This is a genomic window from Bradyrhizobium sp. P5_C12 (genome assembly GCF_054049735.1).
In genome coordinates this window covers 1-22,876 of sequence record NZ_JBFULU010000077.1, presented here as the reverse complement: position 1 = coordinate 22,876, position 22,876 = coordinate 1, and the positions used below count along the sequence as shown (strand labels likewise).

At 65.0% G+C, this 22,876-nt stretch carries 12 protein-coding genes; 3 read left to right on the top strand and 9 right to left on the bottom strand.

The features are described from left to right. Positions 1-85 precede the first annotated feature (85 nt). From ACXJMY_RS35960 to ACXJMY_RS35930, 7 genes are all read right to left on the bottom strand, one after another. Complete coding sequence (locus tag ACXJMY_RS35960; protein ID WP_456624092.1) at positions 86-1,060, bottom strand: ABC transporter ATP-binding protein; 975 nt, start codon at positions 1,058-1,060, stop codon at positions 86-88. Beyond that, the gene (locus ACXJMY_RS35955) at positions 1,057-2,472 is read right to left on the bottom strand and encodes an amidase (RefSeq protein WP_456624091.1); all 1,416 of its coding nucleotides are present in this window, start codon (positions 2,470-2,472) and stop codon (positions 1,057-1,059) included. Before ACXJMY_RS35955 ends, ACXJMY_RS35960 begins: the two co-directional genes overlap by 4 nt. Further along, entirely contained in the window at positions 2,469-2,666 is a 198-nt protein-coding gene (locus ACXJMY_RS35950; RefSeq protein WP_456624090.1) for a hypothetical protein, read from the bottom strand. The genes ACXJMY_RS35955 and ACXJMY_RS35950 overlap by 4 nt, the downstream gene beginning before the upstream one ends. After that, a complete protein-coding gene (locus ACXJMY_RS35945; RefSeq protein ID WP_456624089.1) occupies positions 2,663-3,724 on the bottom strand; it encodes an ABC transporter ATP-binding protein in 1,062 nt (353 codons plus the stop codon). Before ACXJMY_RS35945 ends, ACXJMY_RS35950 begins: the two co-directional genes overlap by 4 nt. Before the next feature lie 3 nt (positions 3,725-3,727). Then, a complete protein-coding gene (locus ACXJMY_RS35940; RefSeq protein WP_456624088.1) occupies positions 3,728-4,630 on the bottom strand; it encodes an ABC transporter permease in 903 nt (300 codons plus the stop codon). Positions 4,631-4,792: 162 nt separating this feature from the next. Further along, positions 4,793-5,746, bottom strand: a complete 954-nt coding sequence (locus ACXJMY_RS35935; RefSeq protein WP_456624087.1) for an ABC transporter permease — start codon at positions 5,744-5,746, stop codon at positions 4,793-4,795. 252 nt (positions 5,747-5,998) lie between these two features. Next, positions 5,999-7,657: an ABC transporter substrate-binding protein gene (locus tag ACXJMY_RS35930; RefSeq protein WP_456624086.1), complete on the bottom strand. Its 1,659-nt coding sequence runs from the start codon at positions 7,655-7,657 to the stop codon at positions 5,999-6,001. Between the two features lie 199 nt (positions 7,658-7,856). On the opposite strand from ACXJMY_RS35930, the gene ACXJMY_RS35925 reads away from it, so the two are divergent. Further along, complete coding sequence (locus ACXJMY_RS35925) at positions 7,857-9,452, top strand: ABC transporter substrate-binding protein (protein WP_456624085.1); 1,596 nt, start codon at positions 7,857-7,859, stop codon at positions 9,450-9,452. A gap of 368 nt (positions 9,453-9,820) precedes the next feature. Here ACXJMY_RS35925 and ACXJMY_RS35920 read toward each other — a convergent pair whose 3' ends face one another. Continuing rightward, positions 9,821-12,052, bottom strand: coding sequence for a CHASE2 domain-containing protein (locus ACXJMY_RS35920; RefSeq protein WP_456624084.1), 2,232 nt, complete (start codon positions 12,050-12,052; stop codon positions 9,821-9,823). Positions 12,053-12,199: 147 nt separating this feature from the next. Further along, positions 12,200-20,227 (bottom strand): beta strand repeat-containing protein, encoded by an 8,028-nt coding sequence (locus tag ACXJMY_RS35915; RefSeq protein ID WP_456624083.1) that lies wholly within the window; start codon positions 20,225-20,227, stop codon positions 12,200-12,202. A gap of 619 nt (positions 20,228-20,846) precedes the next feature. On the opposite strand from ACXJMY_RS35915, the gene ACXJMY_RS35910 reads away from it, so the two are divergent. Both ACXJMY_RS35910 and ACXJMY_RS35905 read left to right on the top strand, forming a co-directional pair. Further along, positions 20,847-21,578: a transglutaminase-like cysteine peptidase gene (locus tag ACXJMY_RS35910; RefSeq protein ID WP_456624082.1), complete on the top strand. Its 732-nt coding sequence runs from the start codon at positions 20,847-20,849 to the stop codon at positions 21,576-21,578. A gap of 119 nt (positions 21,579-21,697) precedes the next feature. Beyond that, entirely contained in the window at positions 21,698-22,822 is a 1,125-nt protein-coding gene (locus tag ACXJMY_RS35905) for a lysozyme inhibitor LprI family protein (RefSeq protein ID WP_456624081.1), read from the top strand. The last annotated feature ends 54 nt before the right edge of the window (positions 22,823-22,876 follow it).

Below are 22,876 nucleotides of genomic sequence, written 5' to 3'. Positions count from 1 at the left end.
GGAGAGAGGCCCCTCACCCCAACCCTCTCCCCGCAAGAGCGGGGCGAGGGAGCGCACCGGCCCCGGAGCGACACCTCGCCAGATGCTAAGAAACCACCGCCGCTTCCGCGTTCACACACCTCGCCGCCCGGCCCGGTCCCACCTCCACGTTCGGCGGCAATTGCTCCAGGCAGCGCGGCTGCGCCACGGCGCAGCGGGGGGCGAAGGAGCAGTTGTGCGGCTTCTCGGCCAGCGACGGCGGCGTGCCGGGGATGGTCTCGAGCCGCTGCCCCCGCTTCGCGCCGTGAATCGTCGAGGCGAGCAGCCCCTTGGCATAGGGGTGCACCGGCGTGCGGACGATGTCGCGCAACGTGCCCTGCTCCACGATCTGTCCCGCATACATCACCGCGACGCGGTCGCAGATCTCGATGGCGACGCCGATGTCGTGGGTGACGAAGATGACGGACATGCCGAACTCGCGCTGCAGTTCGCGCAAGAGCAACAATATCTGGATCTGCACGGTGGCATCGAGCGCGGTGGTCGGCTCGTCCGCGAGCAGGATTTTCGGCCGGCAGGCCAGCGCCAACGCGATCATCGCGCGCTGGCGCATGCCGCCCGACATCTCGTGCGGATAGGCATCGAGCCTGCGCTTGGCGGAAGGGATGCGCACGACCTCGAGCATCTCGAGCGCGCGTGCCCTGCCCTCCGCATAAGACTTGCCCTCGTGGCGCGCCACGCTCTCGGCGATCTGCGCGCCGATGGTGTAGACCGGATCGAGCGCGAGCGCGGGCTCCTGGAAGATCATCGAGACGGTCTGGCCGCGGAACGACGACAGCTCCTCGTCGTTCATGGCGAGCACGTCGCGTCCCAGAACATTGACGCGGCCGGAGATCTGCGTGCGCTTCTTCGGCAGCAGCCGCATCAGCGCGCGCAGCGTCACGCTCTTGCCCGAACCGGACTCGCCGAGCAAGCCCAGCACCTCGCCATCGCCGAGCGAGAGGCTGAGATCGTTCACGGCATAGACCGTGCGCTCGCCGGTGAAGCAGATGTTGAGGCCTGAGATGTCGACGAGCTTTGTCATGACGGCAGTTTCGGTACCCGGTCGTGGTAATCGGTCACGCGCTGGAACGCGGCGCCGATGGTGAGCAAGGTCGCCTCGTCGAAGGAGCGGCCGATCAGCTGCATGCCGACCGGCAGGCCGGCCCTGGTGAAGCCCGACGGCACGGTCAGCGACGGCAGGCCGAGGAAATTCACCGGACGGGTGAACAGCGTCAGCCGCTGCAACAACGCTGGCGCGTTCGGTCCGCCGCCGACATCGCTCTCCGCGATGGTCGGCGCCGGCACCGGTGAGGCCGGCGCGATCACCGCATCGACATTGGCGGTCGCCGCATTGTGCGCGGCGAGCGCCGGCCCACGCCAGCGCATCGCCTCGAGATAGGTGATGGCGGGCACGGCGAGCCCGTTCTGCAGCCGCATCAGCACCTGCGGGCCATAATCCTGCGGGCGCTCGATCATCCAGCGCTTGTGGAAGGCGGCGGCTTCGGCCGCCAGCACGAGCTGGCTCGCCGACGACAATTGCCGCTGATCCGGCAGCTCGACCGTGACGATGTCGGCGCCCTCGCGCTTGAGCACGGCGATGGTCTCGTCCAGCACGCGCGCGACCTCGCCGTCGAGATCGTCGACATAGAACGAGGACGGCACGCCGATCTTCAGGCCCTTCAGCGAGCCCTTGGTCGCTGCGACATAGTCCGACAGCGGCGCGTGGCTCGCGGTCGAATCCTCGGGATCGGGACCGGCCATCAGCGCCAGCAGCAGCGCGCAGTCCTCGGCGGTGCGGGCAAGCGGCCCGACGGTGTCGAGCGATTGCGACAGCGGCATCGCGCCGGCGCGGCTGACGCGGCCCCAGGTGGTCTTCAATCCCGTGACGCCGCAGAAATGCGCGGGCATGCGGATCGAGCCGCCGGTGTCGGAGCCGAGCGCCGCATAGGTCAACCGCGCCGCAACCGCCGAGCCGGACCCCGACGACGAGCCRCCGGTGATGTGCGCGACGTTCCAGGGATTGCGCACCGGACCGTAATGGGCGTTGTGGCCGGTCGGGCCATAGGCGAATTCGGCCAGATGCAGCGTGCCGAGCCGGACCTGGCCGGCGTCCTTCAGCCGCTGCAAGGCGGTGGAGGTCGTGGTCGCGACGAAATCGCGGCGGATCAGCGAGCCGCAGGTCGCGACATGGCCTGCGTCGTAATACATGTCCTTGTGCGCCAGCGGCACGCCATGCAGCGGGCCACGCACCTCGCCCTTGGCGAGCGCGGCGTCGGCGGCATCGGCCGCCTTCAGCGCCGCCTCCGCTTCGATCGACATGAAGGCGTTGAGATGCGGCTGCCACTGCGCAATGCGGCTCAGCAGCGCGCGCGTCACCTCATGCGAGGACAGCTGCTTCATCGCGATCGCGCGCGCGACCCCGGTCAGCGTCATCAATGCGGGTTCGGTGCTCATTTCGAAACCTTCCGGGTCTGCGCGAGCACGTAGAGCGCCGGCTCGAGATCGAACGGCAGCGTGCCGGCGATGGCCGCAAAGCCTTCGAAGGCAGGTCCGATGGAATTGGAGATGCGCGTCGCGATCTCGTCGTCGACGGGGATTCCGGCGATTTGCGCCGTCGCCTTGATCTCTTTGGTCGTCGGTCTCGTCATGCGGTTTCCTCTCTCGGCGCGCGGCTATGGCCCGAACCCGGGATCGCCATGTAGCAGGCGGCCTCGTGGCCCATACTATCCAGCGCAGTGAGCTTTGGTGTCGCATTTGCGCAGAGCGGCTCCGCAAACGGACAACGGGTGTGGAAGCGGCAGCCCGGGGGCGGATCGATCGGATTGGGCGGATCGCCGGTGATCGGCGGCTGTTCGGTCCGCCGGTCCGGGTCTGACGACGGCATCGCAGCCAGCAGCGCGCGCGTATAGGGATGCGCAGGCCTATCCCAGACCTGGTCGACCGGGCCGAGCTCGACGACCTCGCCGAGATACATCACCAGCACGCGATCCGAGATGTAGCGCACGACGTTGAGGTCGTGGCTGATGAAGAGATAGGTCAGGCCGAACTCGCGCTTGAGGTCGGCCAGCAGATTGAGCACCTGCGCCTCGACCGATTTGTCGAGCGCGGAGACCGCTTCATCGAGGATCACCAGCCGCGGCGACAGCGCCAGCGCGCGTGCGATGTTGACGCGCTGGCGCTGGCCGCCGGAAATCTCGTGCGGGTAGCGGTTGGCGAAGTTCTCCGGCCGCAAGCCGACCTTGCCGAGCAGCTCGCGCGCCAGCGCCCGCGCCGCGCCATCGGCCATGCCGTGGACCTTTGGGCCGAACGCAATCGATTCCTCGATCGTCAGGCGCGGATTGAGCGAGGCATAGGAATCCTGGAACACCATCTGCATGCCGCGGCGCAATTCGCGCAGCGACAAGGACTGGCCGACGCTCATGCCGTCATAGATGATATCGCCGGTATCGCGCGGCATCAGGTGCATCAGCAGACGCGCGGTGGTCGACTTGCCGCAGCCGGATTCGCCGACGATGCCGACCGTCTCGCCCTTGGCGACGGAGAAGGAGACATTATCCACCGCGCGCACGGTGCGTTTCGCGGCGAACAATCCGCCACGAACCGGAAAATGCTTGGTCAGGCCGTTGACCTGAAGCAGCGGCTGCGCGACGCCGCCGCGGTCTTCGACGGGCTCCAGCATTGCGACGGAGGCGTTGGTTTCGCTCATGGCCTAGTTCCTGATGTCCATGGCGCTGCGCAGGCCGTCCGAGAGCAGGTTGAAGCAGATCGAGACCGCGAAGATCATCGCGCCCGGCAACGCCGCAACCCAGGGATTGACGTAGATCGCGGTGCGCAGCGTGTTCAGCATCAGGCCCCATTCCGGCTCCGGCGGTTTTGTACCGAGCCCGAGGAAGGAGAGACCTGCCGCCAGGATCATCGACACCGAGATCAGGCTGGTGGCATAGACGAAGATCGCGCCGAGCACGTTGCCGAGGATATGCACGCGCATGATGGTGAAGGGCCCCGCGCCGGAGGCGCGCGCGGCCTCGACGAAATCCATGTTGCGGACGCCGGTGGTGACGCTCTCGGCGACGCGGGTGATCTGCGGCACGAACACGACGGTCAGCGACACGATGGAATTGAGGATGCCCGCCCCCAGCGCGCCGGAGATCGCGATCGCCAGCAGCACGGACGGAAAGGCGTAGAACACGTCGATCGTGCGCATGATCGCGGTGTTGAGCTTGCCACCGACATAACCGGCGACGAGGCCGAGCGAGATGCCGATGCCGAAGGCGAGGATGACCGGCAAGATGCCGATCAGCAGCGACAGCCGCCCGCCATAGATCAGCCGCGCCAGCATGTCGCGGCCGAGCTCGTCGGTGCCGAGCGGATAACCGACCGTGCCGATATGGCGAAGGCGGCGGATCATCGAGCCCTTGTAGGGATCCTCCAGCCCGAGCCAGGGCGCGAGGATCGCGGACACGAAGATGAGCAGGAGCACGAACGCGCAGGCCATGCTGACCTTGTCGCGCCGGATGCGGCGGCCGACGGTTGCCCAATAGCCGCGCGCCTTGGTCGCCGGCGCGGCCTGGAGCGCGGCATCGCTGGGGACGGACAACGGAAGCTCGCTCATTGCCGCAATTTCCAATGTCGTCCCGGCGAAGGCCGGGACCCATAGCCACGACAGGTAGTTTGGCGAGAACTCGTGGTTGTCGTCTCGTCCCACAACCGCTTACTGGGGTTATGGGTCCCGGCCTTCGCCGGGACGACACTGAATGTGTGGCACCTCATCCCGCTAGCCCCGCTTGATGCGCGGATCGATCGCGGCTTGCGCGATGTCGACCAGCAGATTGAGGAAGACGAAGAACAGCGCCAGCACCAGGATCGTGCCCTGCAACAGCGGCAGGTCGCGCTGGAAGATCGCCGAATTGAGCAGGAAGCCCGAGCCCGGCCAGGAGAACACGGTCTCGATCAGGATCGAGCCGCCAAGCATGTAACCGAGCTGCAAGCCCATCACCGCGAGCGCGGTGGGCGCGGCGTTCTTGATGACGTGGCGAAATACCCCCGTCTCGTGCAGGCCCTTGGCGCGCAGCGCCTCGACGAAGTCCTGCGAGAGGATGTCGCCGGTGAGCGCGCGCACCGTGCGGGTGACGATGCCCATCGGAATCACCGACGTCGTGATCGCCGGCAGCACGAGATATTTCAGGTGCGCCCAATCCCAGGCCCAGGCACCGGAGCCGCCGGGCCCGGCGCCGACCGCGGGCAGCCAGTTCAGCTCGACCGAGAAGATGATCACGAGCACCATGCCGAGCCAGTAATGCGGCACCGAGACGCCGGCGATGGCAAAGGAGGTCGCCAGCTTGTCGATCCAGGTCTCGCGGAAATAGCCGGCGATCAGGCCAAGCAGGATTCCCATCGTGAAGCCGATGATGGCCGCGGCAATCGCCAGCGTGACGGTGTTGCTGACCGCGCGCATGACCTCGGCGAGCACAGGGCGGCCGGTCGCGATGGAATTGCCGAGGTCGCCATGAAGGGCACGCAGCAGCCACAGGCCGAACTGCACCGGCAGCGGCCGGTCGAAACCGTAGGCGGCGCGCAGCTGCGCGGCGAGCTCCTGCGATGCATCGGCCGGCAGCACCGCCACTAGCGGATCGCCCGGCGTGATGTGCACGAGCAGAAAGCACACCAGCGCGACGCTGATGACGATCGGGATGACGTAGACGATGCGTCTGGCGATATAGGCGAGCACGTCGGTTACTCAGGTTAGGGCGTAGATACCTTGATCGTCATGGCCGGGCTTGTCCCGGCCATCCACGTTCTTCTTACTCCGTCATTCCGGGGCGATGCGTAGCATCGAACCCGGAATCTCGAGATTCTCAGGTGCGCAATTGCGCACCATAGTTCGATGCTACGCATCGCCCCGGAATGACCGCAAGTGGATAGACGTGGATGCCCGGGTCAAGCCCGGGCATGACGCGCTGATAGAGCCAGGGCCGTCTCACTAATTCATCGACACCAGCGAGAAGTCGATGAACCAGCTCTTCGGCTGGATCACGCCGGTCACCTTCGGGCTCATGGCGCGCGGGCCGACGTCGTGGGCGACGTAGAGGAAGGCTGCGTCGTCGACGGAGGCCGCGTGCAGTTCGGCGAGCGCGGCGTCGCGCGCGGCCGGATCGAAGGTCTGCCGCGCCTTCTTCACCAGCTCGTCGAACTTGGGATTGTTGATGAAGCCCCAATTGTTGGAGACCGGCGGCGCCATGCTCGATTGCAGGAAGCGCACCAAGGCGAAGAACGGGTCCATCGCCGCGTAGGTGACGTTGGTCGCGTTCGAGCCGTTGGCGGTGGGATCCTTGGCACCGCGGCGCCAGTTGGTGAACAGCGTATTCCATTCGATGACGTCGAGCTGCACGTCGAAATAGCACTCGGCCAGCGCCTGCTGGAGATATTCGTTCATCGGCAGCGGCTGCATCTGGCCCGACCCGGAGGCCGAGGTCTGGATCTTCACCGTCAGCTTCTTGGCTGGACCGAAGCCGGCCTCCTGCATCAGTTTTTGCGCGGCAGCCTTGTCATATTTGATCTCGAAGGTCGGCTTGCCGCGCCAGGGATGGCCGGGCTCGAAGGTGCCGCTCGCGGGCACCATCAGCCCTGCGAGCAGGCCGTCCTTGAGGCCTTCACGATCGACGCAGAGGTTTGCCGCCTTGCGCACGCGGATGTCGTTCCAGGGCGAGCCCTCGACGCGCGAGAACTGCCACGGCCAGACGTGCGGCTGCTCATTGGCGTAGAGCTTGAAACCGCGCTGCTTGAGCTCGGGCAGCGCGTCCGGCGCCGGCGCCTCGACCCAATCGACCTGTCCGGACAGCAGCGCCGCGGTGCGCGCGTTGGCCTCCGGCATCGGCAGCAGCAGCAGCTTGTCGACCTTGGGGACGCGATCCTTGTTCCAGTAGCTCGCGTTCTTGACCAGCTCGAGCCGCTCGCGCGGGGTGAAGCTCGCCATCTTCCACGGACCGGTGCCCGCGGCATCCTTGGCGAACGCGGTCCAGGCGGCCTGCGATTTCGCCTTGGCGTCGGCGCCTTCCGCCTTGTCATAGAAATGCTGCCACTTCGCCGGGCTCGCCATGAAGAGGTTGGTGAGGTTGATCGGCAGGAAGCTGTCGGGCTCCTTGGTGGTGAGCTCGACCGTCATGTCGTCGATCTTCTTCGCGGAGGCCAGCGTCGGCATGCGCGAGGCGGTGACGCCGACCTGGCTGGCGTCGAACTGCGGGGCGTCCTGCTTCAGGACCTTCTCGACGTTCCACACCACGGCATCGGCATTGAACGGCGAGCCGTCATGGAAGGTGACGCCGGGGCGCAGCTTGAAGGTCCACTTGGTCTTGTCGGCATCGTCGACCTTCCACTCGGTGGCAAGGCCGGGGATCACAACGCTGGGCTTGTCGGCCGAGGACAAGTCCCAGCCGGTCAGCGCGTCATACATGGTGAGGCCGGTGAAGCGATTGCCTTCAAATCCCTGATCGGGCTGGCCCAGCGTGCGCGGAATATCGGCAGCGGTCATGCCAATGCGCAGCACGGTTTCGGCGCTGGCCAGGCGCGGCCATGCGGCCGCGCTGCCGAGTGCCAGCAACGCGATCAGCGCCGCGCGTGTCTTGTTCTTCTTGATCAGCATCGTCTCAGTCCTCTTCCGGCTTTCAATGACTAATTTTGATGCAAACGTATGCAATGGCTATGCCAATGGGGAAAGTTTTTCCGCAAATTGCCCCTGCGACGACAAGTCCTTGTGATCACGTGTCGGCAAAGGCACGTCGCTGCCTATTCTGGCATCAAGATTGCAAGTTCGGCCTCAATTCCCCTTGGAGCCTTGGGCCATGCGTATCCGACTGTCGACCTGTCTCGCCGTGCTTGCGCTGGCGTTTTCCGCAATCTCGGCCCGCGCCGAAACGGTGGTGCGCTACGGCATCTCGATGGCGGACATTCCGTTGACGACCGGCCAGCCCGATCGCGGCGCCGGCGCCTATCAGTTTACGGCCTACACGATCTACGATCCGCTGGTCGCCTGGGAGATGGACGTCGCCGACAGACCCGGCAAGCTGGTGCCGGGGCTCGCCACCGAATGGAAGGTCGACGACACCGACAAGACCAAATGGCGCTTTACCTTGCGCAAGGGGGTCAAGTTTCACGACGGCAGCGAGTTCAATGCCGACGCGGTGATCTGGAATCTCGACAAGGTGCTCAACGACAAGGCGCCGCAATTCGACAAGCGCCAGAGCGCGCAGGTCAAGACGCGGCTGCCGTCGGTCGCCAGCTACGCCAAGATCGACGATTCCACGGTGGAGATCACCACCAAGACGGTCGACTCGTTCTTTCCCTATCAGATGCTGTGGTTCCTGGTATCGAGCCCCACGCAGTACGAGAAGCTCGGCAAGGACTGGGACAAGTTCGCCAGCCAGCCCTCCGGCACCGGCCCGTTCAAGCTGACCAAGCTGGTGCCGCGCGAGCTCGCGGAGCTCAGCAAGAACCCGGACTACTGGAACAAGAAGCGCATTCCCAAGGTCGACAAGCTCGTGCTGGTGCCGATGCCGGAGGCGCTGACGCGCACCAACGCGCTGCTCGCAGGACAAGTGGACCTGATCGAGACGCCGGCGCCGGACGCCGTGCCGCAGTTGAAAGCGGCCGGCATGAAGCTCGTCGACAACGTCACGCCGCATGTCTGGAATTATCATCTCAGCGTGCTGCCGGGCTCGCCCTGGACCGATATCCGCCTGCGCAAGGCATTGAACCTCGCGATCGATCGCGAGGCGGTGGTCGGCCTGATGAATGGCCTTGCCAAACCCGCCAAGGGCCAGGTCGACCCGTCGAGCCCATGGTTCGGCAAGCCGACCTTCGAGCTGAAATACGATCCTGCTGCGGCCAAGAAGCTGGTCGAGGAAGCCGGCTACTCCAAGGCCAAGCCGCTGAAGGCCACCTTCATCATCGCGCAGGGCGGCACCGGCCAGATGCTGTCGCTGCCGATGAACGAATTCCTGCAGCAGAGCTTCAAGGAGATCGGCATCGACATCGACTTCAAGGTGGTCGAGCTCGAGACACTCTATACGCATTGGCGCAAGGGCGCGGCCGACGAGATGAACGCCGGCATCACCGCCAACAACATCGCCTATGTCACCTCGGACCCGCTCTACGCCATCGTCCGCTTCTTCCATTCGGGCCAGATCGCGCCGGTCGGCGTCAACTGGGGCGGCTACAAGAACCCGAAGGTCGACGCGCTGATCGACGAGGCCAAGCAGACTTTTGACAGCACCAAGCAGGACGCGCTGCTGGCCCAGGCGCACGCGCTGATCGTCGACGATGCCACGCTGGTCTGGGTCGTCCACGACACCAACCCACACGCGCTGTCGCCGAAGATCAAGCAGTTCGTCCAGGCGCAGCACTGGTTCCAGGATCTGACCACGATCGGGGTGGACTGAGGGCTGAGGCCGGCACTCAGCGTCCGCAAATAACGCCGTCGTCCCGGCGCAGGCCGGGACCCATAGCCACAAAATTGGGTTTGGCGATGACAGCCAACTCCGATCTCGCGCAATTACTTCTGCTGCGGGGTATGGGTCCCGGCCTGCGCCGGGACGACAGCTTTATTGGGACGCCAGCGAGGCACACTCGCGCCAAAACCTCCGCCGTCGTCCTGGCGAACGCCAGGACCCATTACCACCGGCCTTTGTTTTGCGAAGGCTGGTGGTGAATAGCTCGGCGCCGTAACTGCTCCCTGGGGTAATGGGTCCTGGCGTTCGCCAGGACGACATCGCGTGTGTGGCGGCCTTCGAACCACTCCGGCAACCCGCTACTTCGTCAGCAGCGCATAGGCGCCGGTCCAGCCTTCCGGCGGCGGGTTGAGCTGGAAATCCTTGATCCTCGCCTCGTAGAGCTTGAACAGCTTTTCCAGCGTGTCGGCGTCTTCGCTGCGGCGGCCGCGCTCGATCGCGTTGAGGGCGCCCTGCCAGTCGCGGCCGCGGTAGCAGGCGAGCATCTCGATGGTGAGGTTGCGCAGGCGCTGGAAGGCGCCCGAACGCATCACGTCGTCGCGGCCGGCGATGGCGTAGATCACCTCCGGCTCGGTCTTGCCCTTGACCATGATGAAGTCGAGCTCGAGGATCGCGAACTTGTCCTTGGCGGCGAGCGCGGTCCTGGAGCCGACGATGATCGGAAAGCCGTATTCCTTGGACTGCCCTTCCAGGCGCGAGGCCAGGTTGACGCTGTCGCCCAGCACCGAATAGTTCTTCTTCAGATCGGAGCCCATGTTGCCGACCACGCCGATGCCGGTGTTGAGGCCGATGCCGACATTGAGCGGGATGTAGACGTGGCCGCCGTCGGCGGCTTCCTGCTCGCGCTCCTTGTTGACCGCGTCGATCTGCTCGAGCATCTGGATCGCGGCCTCGCAGGCGTTGAGCTCGTGCTCGGCATCGTCGAGCGGCGCGTTCCAGAACGCCATGATGGCGTCGCCCATGTATTTGTCGATATAGCCCTTCTGCTCGATGATCACGTCGGTTAGCGGCGTCAGGAAGCGGTTCATCAGCGCGATGAGCCCTTGCGGATCGTGCTTGTAGGTCTCCGAGATCGTGGTGAAGCCGCGCACGTCGGAGAACATGATCGTCATCTGGCGCTCCTCGCCGCCGAGCACGAGCTTTTCCGGCGACTGCGCGAGCTGCTCGACCAGAACCGGCGACATGTATTGCGCGAACATGCCGCGGATCTGCACACGTTGCCGCTGCTCGCGCACGAAGCTGGCGAAAATCAGCGTCAAATAGACCGCCGTGGTCGACAGCAGCGGATAGGTGAAGTCGATCAGATAGCGGTGCTGCGCATAGAAGAACCAGGAGACGCCGACCAGGATCGCGGCGAACATCGCGCCCGCCAGCACCAGGCGCACGGGGCCGAGATTCGGCGTGAAGATGATGACGAGAAGGCCGATGACGAGTGCTGCCAGCAGCTCGACGCCGAACGCATAGTTCGGCTGTGAGATCACCGCCCCGCTCAGCACGCTTTCGAGCACCTGGGCATGAATCTCGACCCCCGGCATGGTCGACGACACCGGCGTGGTCTTGATGTCGTTGAGCCCCACCGCGGAGGTGCCGACCAGCACCAGCTTGCCGGCGATTTTTGCAGGCGGCACGGCGTTGTCGAGCACGTCGGCTGCCGAGACATAGATCGAGTGATCCTGGCGGGCGTAATGCACCCAGAGCTGGCCGTTTCTGTCGGTCGGGATCTCGACGCCCTTGAGGCGCACGCCCCGCACGCCGGTCTTGTCGGTCCTGATCAGCAGCGTCGGCGTGCCGGTGACGACCCGCAGGATTTCGAGGCTGAGCGAGGGCATGATGTTGCCCTGGGCGCGCATCACCATCGGCACGCGGCGGATCAGGCCGTCGCGCTCGGTCTTGATCGTGAACAGGCCGCGGCCTGCGGCGACCTTCTCGATCTCGGGCACGTTGCGCAGCAGCCCGGGGAATTCGAACAGGAAGCGTTCGGCATCCGCTTCGCCGACCGTCGCCACGCCGGTGAAGGGCAGCGTCTTGTCGATCTCGGACGACACGGCCGGCTGCCCGGTCTCGCCCAGCACCACGTGCGAGCGCTTGATTGCTTCGGCGAGGATCTGGTCGTTGCTCGGCAGCTCGCGCAGCTTGGCGCGGGTGGCGTCGTCCAGATAGCGCATCTGGCTCGCGACCAGATCCGGATTGAGCCGGTCGGCCTCCGAAAACACCACGTCGAAACCGATCGCGACCGCGCCGTTGGCGGTGAGATTGAGGATCAAATCGGCAATCCGCGTGCGCGGCCATGGCCACTGGCCGAGCTTGGCGAGGCTCTTGTCGTCGATATCGACGATGGTGACCGGCCGCGCTGTCTTGTGGCGCGGATCGATCAGCTGAAACATGTCGAAGGTGCGCAGCCGCAATTCCTGGATCGGCGGCGGATCCCAGATGCGGAAGCCGGCGAACAGGACCAGCAGCGCAAGGCACATCAGCCGCGCAAGGCCGAACTTCCGCGTGAACCACCGCCGCAGGATCTTGAGACGCTTCATGCTGGTCGGATATCCTAGCTGCCTCGCGCCATGCGCACCGATCATGGAGCGCCCGCGCCCGATTGGCTATTCCTGACTGTGCAGGATTATGGATTTTTTGCCGCGGTCAAGGCGGAATGACGCACGGTTTTCGGGGAGGCGCAGCCGCTAGGTGACGTGAAGGATGAAATCGTTCGCCTGGAGGTTGACGCCCTTCACGAGGATGGTGTCGGCCGCATCGATCGTGATCAGGGTGTCAGTCCCTGACGCGGCCACATGTTGAGCCATCCAGGCGGAAGTGTTGGAGGCGTTCAGGAACGACAAGTCGATGTGGTCTGTGCCCGACGTGAAGTTCACGATCGTGTCGTGGTTGGAATTGGCCGCGAACACGAACTGGTCCTGATAGCCGGTCGTCCCGAAGAACACGTCCTTGCCGGTCGTGCCGATGAGACTCGCCGCACCCTCAGACAGGTTGAAGATCAGGTTGATCGTGTCGCTGGCGCCGTGCGCATCGGTGACGGAGACCGCAACCTTGTCCGTGGCGGGCCCGCCGTTCGCCTCGGTGTAGGTCAGCGCCTGGAGCGCCGAATTGACGATGGCCAAGGAACCGGCCCCCGATGAGGGGTTCACGCTGCCCGAGACAGCGGTCGCTGCGACCGTGAAGGTGTCGTTGGTATCGGGATCGGCGACCGACAGGCCGTGGACGGTCACCTGATCGCCGGCCTGCGTGACGCTGATCTGGTCGTAATTGAGCACCGGCGCGTCGTTCGCACCGGTGATCGTCACCTTGACCTCGGCCGTGTCGGTCTTGTTATGACCGTCGTCGAGCGTGATGGTGGAGATGAGCTGCGCGGTCTGGCCCTCGCCGAGGAAATCCAGTGCGTTGTCGGCGATCGAATAGTTCCAGGTGATCGTGCCGTTGTTCGTGTTGCCGGCCTGCTGAAGGGTCAGGGCGTGTTCCAGAGCGGCGATCTGGTCCGGCGTCAGCGTCAAAGCCGTGGTGTGATCGAGCGCGGTGACCGACTGAGCGGTGATCGTCGCGGTCGGACGATCGGTCAGGTCGATATCGGTGAAATGGATCGTTCCGGTCCCGCCCGACGCCGGGTCGAGCGCGGAGGAACCGGTGGTGTTCGCAAGCTCGGAGAAGCTCGCGCTCTGCGAGGTCTCGGCTGCGGTGAAGGCCGGCGCGTCGTCCGCGGCATTGAGCGTGATCAGCGTGCCGCCATGAAGGTCGCTGCTGCTGGCGAAATGCGCGTTGCTGTAATCGGCACCGATGAGCTTCACCGTGATGGTGTGGCCGTAGGCGTCGCTCACGACGAGATTGCCGGTGACGGGGTCGTAGGTCGCCGAGGTGCCGCCATCATATGTGATGGTCGACAGGTCGAGCTTGTCGGTCGCGGCGAAGCCCGCGATCGACCCGCCGAAGCTTCCCGTATCGATCTGGAGCTCGGCGCCGCTGCCCGCGAACGTGATGGTCTGCGAGACCGTGGCGTTGACCTCGAGCGTCGCGTTGGCATCGATCGCGACCGAGCCGGAGCCGGACAGCTTGCCGAACAGCGTCAGGGTCCCGGTGTGGACCTCGATGCTGCCGGTATTGGTGATGGTGCCGGAGATCGACGCCGTGCCCCAGCTGTCGATGTCGTGGGAATTGGCGATGCTCAGGCTGGTGCCGGACACCGAGGCGCCGTTGAGGAGATCGATCTCGCCGGCGTTGCTGATCGAGGACAGATTGCCGAACACGCTGGTGCCGGCGACGGTCCAGGTGCCACCCAGCTCGTTGTTGAAGGTCGCGGTGGCGACCGAGATATTGCCGTTGATGTGGCCGGCATTGTTGATCGTGATGGCGCCGCCGGTCTCGACGATGGCGTAGGTCGCCGCGGAGGCGATCGCAGGTCCGATCGTTCCGGTGGCGCAATTGTCGATCACCGCGGAGCCGCCGGCCGTGTTCTCCTGGATATAGATCGCCGCATGGGCGCTGGGCGCCACGATCGAGCCGGTATTGGTGATGTGGGTCGAGCCGGTCGCGCCGGCCTCGTTCTGGGTGACGCTGATGCCGGCGAGGCTCGTGCTGGTGATACCACCATGATTGACGATGGTGATGTCGCCGGCGCCGTTGGCAAGGGCGGCCAGGCCGACCGTGCCGGTGGCGGCGCCATTGTTGGTGACACTGACATCGCCGCCGCCGTGATCGAACGCGCCGATCGCGGTGCCCGCGGCGGTGATCGACGACGTCGCGCCGGTCGTGACCGTGATGTCGCCGGCCGCGTAGGTGAACGCCTCGATGCCGTAGCCGGCATCGGCGATGATCGTCGCATCGCTCTCGACGATGACGTTGCCCGTCACCGCGCTCGAGAAGACGCCGGTGCCGCCCGGCTTGTAGCCGGCGATGATTCCGCCCGGTGTGGTTGCGTCGTTGTTCAGGGTCGAGCCGGAATGGATGGTGCCGTGCGCCTTCACCGAGATCGTGCTGCCCACGCCGCTCGCGATCGCGGCCGCATAGTTCACCGCCACGATGCCGGAGCTGCCCGACGTAATGCTGTCGCCGCTCGCGAGTGTGACGCTGATGTCGCCCGCATCGATGCTGTAGGCCCTGATGCCGTAGCTCGTCGCGCCCGAGATCGTGACGTTCGCGCCGAGCGCGATCGTCACATCGCCGGTGCCGCCGCTCAATGCCGAGGCGTTGATGCCGATACTCAGGGGGCCGGCGACGGAAATCGCGGTCCCGCCGGCGCTGGTCACCGTGACATCGCCATTGCCGTAATTATAGGCGTTGATGCCGTAACCGGCCGCAGCGGTGATGTTGGCATGGTTGTTGACGACGACCGTGCCGTTGACGCCGGTATTGGCGTTGGTGCCGGTGGTGGCACCGGTGTAGCCGGCTTCGATGCCGCCCGGCAGATTGCCGGCCAGGTTCAGGCTGCTGCCGGAATTGATCGTGCCGTAGGCGTTAATCGTGATGGTGCTGCCGGCCAGGTCGCTGAGAGACGTCGCACGGTTGACCGCGACGATCCCCGAGCTGCCCGAGGTGATGACGCTGCCGGCCTCGGTCGTGACGGTCTGGTCGCCGGCGCCATAGCTGCGCGACCGGATGCCGTAGATCGAGCCACCCGTGATGGTGCCGCCGGCGTCGATGGTGACGTCGCCGCCGCCTGCCGTGACCGCATCGATGCCGTATGCGCCGCCGACGGCGCCGCCGAGCTGGGTGATCGAGATGGCACCGTTGTTGGCGACGTTCAAATTCTCGACGAGCACACCGACCGAATTCGCGCCGGTGCCAGTCGCCTTGCCGGTGAGATTGTTGACCGTGATGTTGCCGGCGCCGGTCGCGCTGTCGCGCAGCCAGATGCCGTGGCCGTTCTGGCCCGTGATGTTGCCACTCGCCGTGAGCGAAATGCCGCCGGTGCCGTTCTGGGTGACGACGATGCCGTTGGCGGCGCCGGTCAGGGCACCGGTGGGCGTGAGAACGATGTCGGCGGGCGTGGCAAGCGTGCCGCCCGACGCGGTGAAGTCGAGCGCATCGCCGCTCGTTGTCGTGATGTCGGCCGCGCCCTTGATCGTGAACGTGCCGGCTTTCGTCGACTGGCCGGCGATGGTGCCGGTAAAGCTCTGGCCGACGACCTTGTCGAGCTGGAGCGTATCGGTGCCGCCGGCAAAGGTAATGGTCTGTGCGTTCGCCCCCGCAAGTTCGAGCGTCGCGCCGTTGTCGATCGTCACCGAGCCGCCGCCAGTGAGGCCGCCGGCGAGATTCAGCGTCCCGGCCTGCACCTCGATGGTGCCGTTGTTGGCGACCGCCGCCGAGACGATGTTCGCGCCGGAGACGCCGTAGAGATTTCCGGAATTGTTCAGGCTGCCGTCATTGACGGTGACATCCGACAGATAGAGTTTCGACGTGCCGTCGACCGTGATCGTCCCGCCGGTATTGGTGACGGTGACCGTCGTCAGCTTCAACGTGCCGCCGTTGATCGCCTTGATATTGGCGGTGTTGATGATCAGGTCGCCGGATATGTCGAGCTCGCCGCCGCTCGCCTGGATCAGATTGTGATTGGTGATGGTGTGGAGCACGGGGGGATCGATCGTCAGCGTACCGCTGGTGACGGTGATCGTGCCGTTGTTGGTGATGTCGCCATTGTTGATGGCGCTCGTACCGGTCGACTCCAGCGTGCCCGAAATCGTCACAGTGCCGCCGTTGATGGTCGCGCCAGCAAGATCGAGCGTCGAGCCGGACTCGACCGACACCGTGCCGCTGCCGCTATTGGTCACCGTGGTCGAGATCAGCTTCAGCGTGCCGCCATTGATCGCGGCCAGCGTGCCGGTGTTGGCGACGGCCTCGCCGTTGATGTCGAGCTCGGCGCCATTGGCCTGGATGATGCCGCCGTTCGTGATGGCGGCGGCGGGAGTCGTCGCCACCAGCGCCAGCAGGCCGCCGAGGGTCGACTCGAGCAGATAGCTGTTCGAGATATTGGCATCGGTGATCGTCGTGGCGCCGGAGGACGCCAGCGTGCCGACGATGGTGAGCGTGCCGCCGGTCAGGCTCGCACCTGCCAGCGTCAGCTTCTTGCTCGCGTCGACCTTGACGATGCCGCTATTGGTGATCGCGCTCCCCGCTACGGTCGCATCATCGAGCGTCAGCATTTTGCCGCTCTCGACCGTGACCGCGCCCTTGTTCAGCGTCGCATTGCCGTCGATCTTGCTGTCGCCGGTGACGTCGATCGTGCCGCCCGACGCGCCGTTGAAATTGTTGATGGTGCCGCCGGTGATCTCGGTGCCGGACAGCGTCAGCGTCTGGCCATCGTCGATTGTTACGGTGTGGCCGGTGTTGGTGAGAACGTCGTTGAGCAGCGTCGCCGCGCCGGCGATCTCCAGCGTGCCGTTGTTGGTGACCGGGCCGCCCTGGATCTTGGCGCCGTCCTTGAGCTTGACGGTGTTGTCGAGCTGGATGCTGGAATTGTCCGTGATCGTCGAGCCCGACACCGTGACGCCGTCCAGCGTCAGCTTGGCGTCGGCAATGACGGCGGCCGTGCTCAGCGTCGCGCCGCCGTCGATCTTGCTGGCGACGGTGACGTCGATCGTGCCGCTGCCATTGACAGCGCCGCCGCTGAGGGTGGCGTCGTCCAGGGTCAACGCGGCATTGGCATCGACGATGACGTTGCCGCTCGAATTGTCGACCGTCGAGCCCTGGCCGATCGCCAGCGCGCCGTTGGCGAGCACCTCGATGGTGCTCGCGTTCGTGATCGTCTCGCCGTCCAGCGCATTGCCGGTGCCGCTGACGTTGAAGATGGCATTGTTGGTCAGAACACCGCCGCTCAGGACCGCGTTGCCGGTCAGGTCGATCTCGCCATTGCCGGTCACCGTGCCGGCGCCGCTGATCGTGGCGCCGTTCACCGTCAACTTGCCCGTGGCATCGACAGTGATGTGGCCGGTGTTGGTGACGCCGGAGCCCTGGTCGATGGTCAGCCAACCATTTGCCAGCACCTTGATTGTCCCGCCGGACGTGTTGGCAGCGGTCTCGTGGGCGAATTCCACCGTGCCCTTGACGTTGACCGCAGCGGAATTGTTCAGCGTACCGTTCTCGAGGACACTGGTGCCGTCGAGCTCCAGCGTCCCGGCGATGGTGACGGTGCCGCCATGGATGGTGGCGGTGTCGACGATCAGCGTCGTACCGGCGTCGGCCTTCAAGGTCCCGCCGGCATTGGCGATGTTGGCCAGCGTCTTGAGCGTGCCGCCGGACAGCTCCAGCATGCCGGAATTGGTGATTGTGATGCCGCTGGCGAAATCGCCGCCGCCCGCCAGCGTCAGATGGCCGGCATTGGTGAGCACGGCCGTGTCCAGGATCTCGGCCTTGCCGCCGACAGACATCGTGCCGGTCGCGGCATTGATGAAGATCGAGTCGGCGCTCATGTTGAGCGCGCCGGCAACCGTCAGCGAGCTTTGGTTGATCACTTTCGGCGGCGGGCCGCCAAAGTCGTTCATCGTGATCGACTTGGCGTAGGCCGCGGCGTCGATCGTCACCGGATAGGACGGCGTCAGGCCGTGCAGCTGATCGGTGATGACGATGACGTCGTCATCGATGGTCGGGACCGTGCCGGTTTCCCAGTTGGCCGCGTCCTTCCAGAAGCCGCCGGAGGGCGCGCCGGCCTTGTCGGTCGCGATCCACACCACCGCGKGCGCGTCGGTGCCGGTGATCGTGACGGTGATGGTCTGCTGCGAGGTGGCGCCTTGCAAGTCAGTGAGCGTCACGGTGTAGACCAGCGTCAGCACCGTGCCCTTCGGGATGAAGTCGGCGAGATAGACCGGCAGATCGGCCAGCGACCAGTTGATGGTGCCGGTGCCGTCCCCGGTGCTGTCGGCGCCCGCCGCGATCGCGACCGACATCGCGCTCTGGAAGGCCGCGAGCGGGCCCGGCGGCACGGTGGCGCCAGGCAGGGTCGCGCTGGTCAGCGCCACCGACACCGTGTGCTTGTCGGTGAGATCGACGTCGTCGAAGTTCAGCGTGCCCGTCGTCGGCACATCGCTGCTGAGCGGGCCACCCGGAACGCTGGTACCGCCTTCGAAGGTGATGACCGGAACGCCGGTGGTGATCACCGGCTTGTCGTTGGTGCCGGTGATCGTGATGGTGATCGGGATGAAGGTGGTTTCGGGGTTGACCGCGAAATTATTGTCGATGCGGACCATATAGGTCAGCGTCAGCGTTTCGCCGGCCGCGAGGAAGTCGAAGACGTGGTCGGGAATCGTATAGGTCCAGACCGCCGAGCCGTTGTTGTTGTTGCCGCCGTCTGCGGCGACGTTGATCTGGATCTGCGTCGCCGCGATGTCCTGCTTCTGGAGCGCGGAGAGCGTGCCGGTGACGTCCTGCTGGCCGGCGGTCTTGTAGACGTAGTTCGGCGCGCCGGCGAGATTCACGCTCACCGTCGGCCGATCGCCCAGATTTTGGTCGACGAAGGTGATCCGGCCGGAAACCGTGTCGGAATGCGTGGTGTCGCCGGTCGTGTCCGCGCGCTCGGTCAGCGCGAACGCCGTCTTCACATTGCCGTTGAGGTCGAGGCTGCGCGAATCGGGCGGACCGGGAATGCGGGTGCTGGTCGACGGATTATGGCCAGGCCCCTCCGATCCCGGCTGATTGAGATTCGTGAAGGTCGCGGTCGCGGTGGCACCGGTGTCCGTCTTGATCACGACAATATTGCCGGTCTGCGTGATCGTGTCGGTGAAGTTCGTGGTCAGCTTGGTGTTGGTGTTGTTATCGGTGAACTTCAGCGTGAACACGTCCGTGATCAGCTTCTGGATGTCCGGCGACATCAGCGCGTTGCTGATCGAGACGTTGCCGCCGCTGATCTGGATCATCTGGCCGGCCTGGTTGACCGTCGCGATCGGCAGCAGCGTGACCTTGTCGAACAGGATGTAGGAGCCGGTGGTGCCGTTCGGCTCGACCAGCACCTGGAAGCTCGCCTGCGGCTGCGGATCGCCGCCGCCGGACGGAACGACGAAATTGATCTGGGTCAGCACGGCCGTGCCACGGATGCCCATGGTGGCGACCGGCGTGTCGACCTTCATGTCGCCGTGCTTGGCGGTCTCGCCGGCAACGAAGGTGATGGTGCCCGCGACGAGGCTGAGCAGCGAGGAATTGCTCGACCCGTTGGGGTCGTAGACCATCTCGTTCAGCACCATCCGCGCATTGGAGGACAGGCCGAACACCGTGCCGTCGATGAAGGTGATGCCGAGCGTCGAGTCCCCGCCAGTCGAGACCACATCGCCCTTCTCGACGTTGTCGCCATTGTTCAGGATGACGGAGACGCCGTTGCGGATCGCGGTCGCGCTGCCGGAGAGTTTCGTGACGTGGCCGATGACCTGCGCGGCGGCGATGCCGGGCGCGGCCTGAGCGTATTGCACATGGCCGGTGAGCGCGTTGACAACGTCGCCGGTGAGATGCGCGCCATCCGGCGATGAGAGCGCCGCGCGCTTGTCGCCCCTAAAATAATCGTGAACCACAAACTCGTGACCATCATGGGACAGCACGAGATCAGCGCCGGCGCGCTTGAAGTCGCCATGAAAGATCAGGTTGGGATCGGGAACAACGAACGCGCCTTCGGGTACGGAACCGTGCGCCTTGGCCGTAAAGGAATCGACGTGGCCATCGGCAGGCGCGCGGAAACCCGGGCCGTGCATGGAAATCGCGGCGTCAAATTTGCCAGCGTAATTCAATCGGGCACCAAAAAAGGGTTAAAATCTAAGTAAGTATCCACCGCCTAAGCTTGCATATCATTACCAAGTCCTTAGTGAAACAATCTATTGCTTGTGTGATTTCGCATCACCAAGCCGTCGATCGCTCCGTCCGGCGGCGTTCTGGTAGAGAAGCCAGAGTAATTTTTGAAATATCTATAAGTATAACTTCGCTTGTCTGCGCCCATTTCCAGTCATCCCATGTATTCTATTGTAGAAATTCAACAATAGATACTTTTGTCATCTTTTCTTCGTGCTGCCCCGCAGCATCCTGCGGCAAATACGGAACTAAATCTGTGACCTAACTAACAGAACCCGTGAAATCGCGGGGTCGTTAGCCATAGGACGCAGAATCGGCCTCCCCCGCAACTTATGCCTGCAATCGGCTCAGCTTCGCGGGCCACCGCCGTCCTCCTACCCCCGATTCGTAAAATTTTACGGAAATTGGACAGGGCCATTTCAGCCTGCCACACGGTTTTGGGACCCCTGCCGGTCGCGTTAAGCAGAACAAAACGGCCCGTCTCGCACTATCTCCGCGAAGCAACAAAGCCCGGCACGTACAGGTCGAGGGGGACCTGGCGAAGCCGGAAGGGGATGTCAGATGGAGACCGCTGCTCACATGCGCGCCTGGCGCGCAACGCTCGTCCTGTGCGGATTGATCCTGTTCGGATCGGCCGCCGACCTTCGTGCCGGCACGCTGCTGTCGCCGGGCGCCGGCGTTCTCGTGCGCAAATCCGCCGAGCCGTTCGGCGTGTTCGCCTTCGCCATCTCCACCGGCAGCCTGCAACAGAAATGGTTCGCGCTGAAAGAGAGGCTCGACGACGACATGGTGCAGCTCGCGCTGTGCGACGGCGATCGCGACAATTGCGCCTCGCCTGCGGCGCTGAAGTTGCTCGCGATCGTGGACCAGGCCCGCAGCCGTGACGGCCGCGCGCGGCTGGGCGAGACCAACCGCGCCATCAATCTCGCCATCCGGGCCGCCAATGACGGCACTGAGGACGTCTGGAGCTCGCCGCTCGCGACCTTCCAGCGCGGCGCCGGCGATTGCGAGGACTACGCCATCGCCAAGCTGGCTGCGCTGCGGCTCGCCGGCGTCGCGGCCGAAGACCTCCGCATCGTCGTGGTGCGCGACACCCGCGCCGGCGAAGAGCATGCCGTTGCCGCAGCAAAGCTCGACGGCCATTGGCTGATGCTCGACAACCGCCGCATGGCGATGGTCGAAGACGACGATGCACGGAGCTACCAGCCGCTGTTCGTGCTCTATCGGTCCGCCGTGATGAAATATGTCGACGAACCGGTACAGTTGTCGATGACCACGGCCGAGGCGCACTGATCCAGCTTGTAGCCCGGATGGAGCCAACGGGTCTCACGTAAACCGTCGCTCCACAAACCCATTCCACCGCGCGATCCGGGACGCTAGCATGGCTTCGACCATGCTGGGGGACGATCGGAATGCGGTTCATCGTGCTGACTGTGCTTGCGCTGCTGGCTTGGCCTGCGGCCTCCGCCACCGCGCAATCCGTCTCATCCGACCGCTCGATCGCCGACAGGCTGCCGCTGTTCGCCAAGAACGGCTGCCAGCAGAACCGCGATCCCGCCAATCAACTGTTCTGCGGTGATGCCGAGCTCGCCGCCGCCGCAGAGAAGCTGAGTGCGGCGATCGAAGCACGCCTCGCCCGCCTGCCCGATCGCCTGCCGGCGATCGAGGAGAACGCGATCTGGATCCGGCAACGCAGCCTCGGTTGCGGCATCATCGGCCAGACCGGGGTCCGCTACGAGGATTTCGACCGGGTGAAGGCCTGCCTCCTCAAGGTGACCGACGAGCGTACCGCGATCCTGCGCGATCCGGATTTCGACTGTCTCGCAGCCAACACCGCCGCCGGCGCGCTGATCTGCGCAGATCCGTCGCTGGCGGTCGCCGAAACCGAGCTCAATGGCCAGGTGCTCGGCTTGATCGGCAAGCTCGATCAGACTGCGGCGCGCTTTGCCTTCGCTGAATATGGCCGGTGGACCCGGGAGCGCGACCGCAAATGCAATCTCGTCGGCAAGGAGAACGTGCCGCTCGGGGAGCTCGAGTCCGCGGAAGACTGTCTCGCCGACTATCTGAAGCGCAAGACCGGCGATATCCTCGCCGCCAAGGGCGATCCGAAGAAGGTGTTCGGCCGGCAGATCGCGGCCTTGCTGCCCGACACCGACGCCATCGATTTCTGCGCCGCGCGAATCCACGCGGCCAATTCGTGCGGCAATTTCGTCCGCATCAACCGCGTCTTCGCCGTCGACAGCCAGGTGACGGCGCAGGAGGCGCAGATCACCGGCGAGATCGAAATGGTCGTGCTGGCGCCCTTCACCGCCTGCAGCAAGGTCGCGTCCACCTGCACGGGCACCTGCTGGGATCTCAAGCTCGGCCGCGCGCAGCCGGCCGCCGAAGCCAAGCAAAATGCGAGGGATTCCTTCAACGTCACGCGCCGGCTCAGGATCCAGCGCACCTTCGCCTTCGTGAAAGCCGCCGACGGCTGGCGCTGCCGGGAGGACGAGCTGGCCCCGGTGAATTCGGGGACTGCGGGTGGCGGGTCGTAGGCTGTCTCCTCTCCCTCTCCCCGCTCTTCGCGGGGAGAGGGTTGGGGTGAGGGG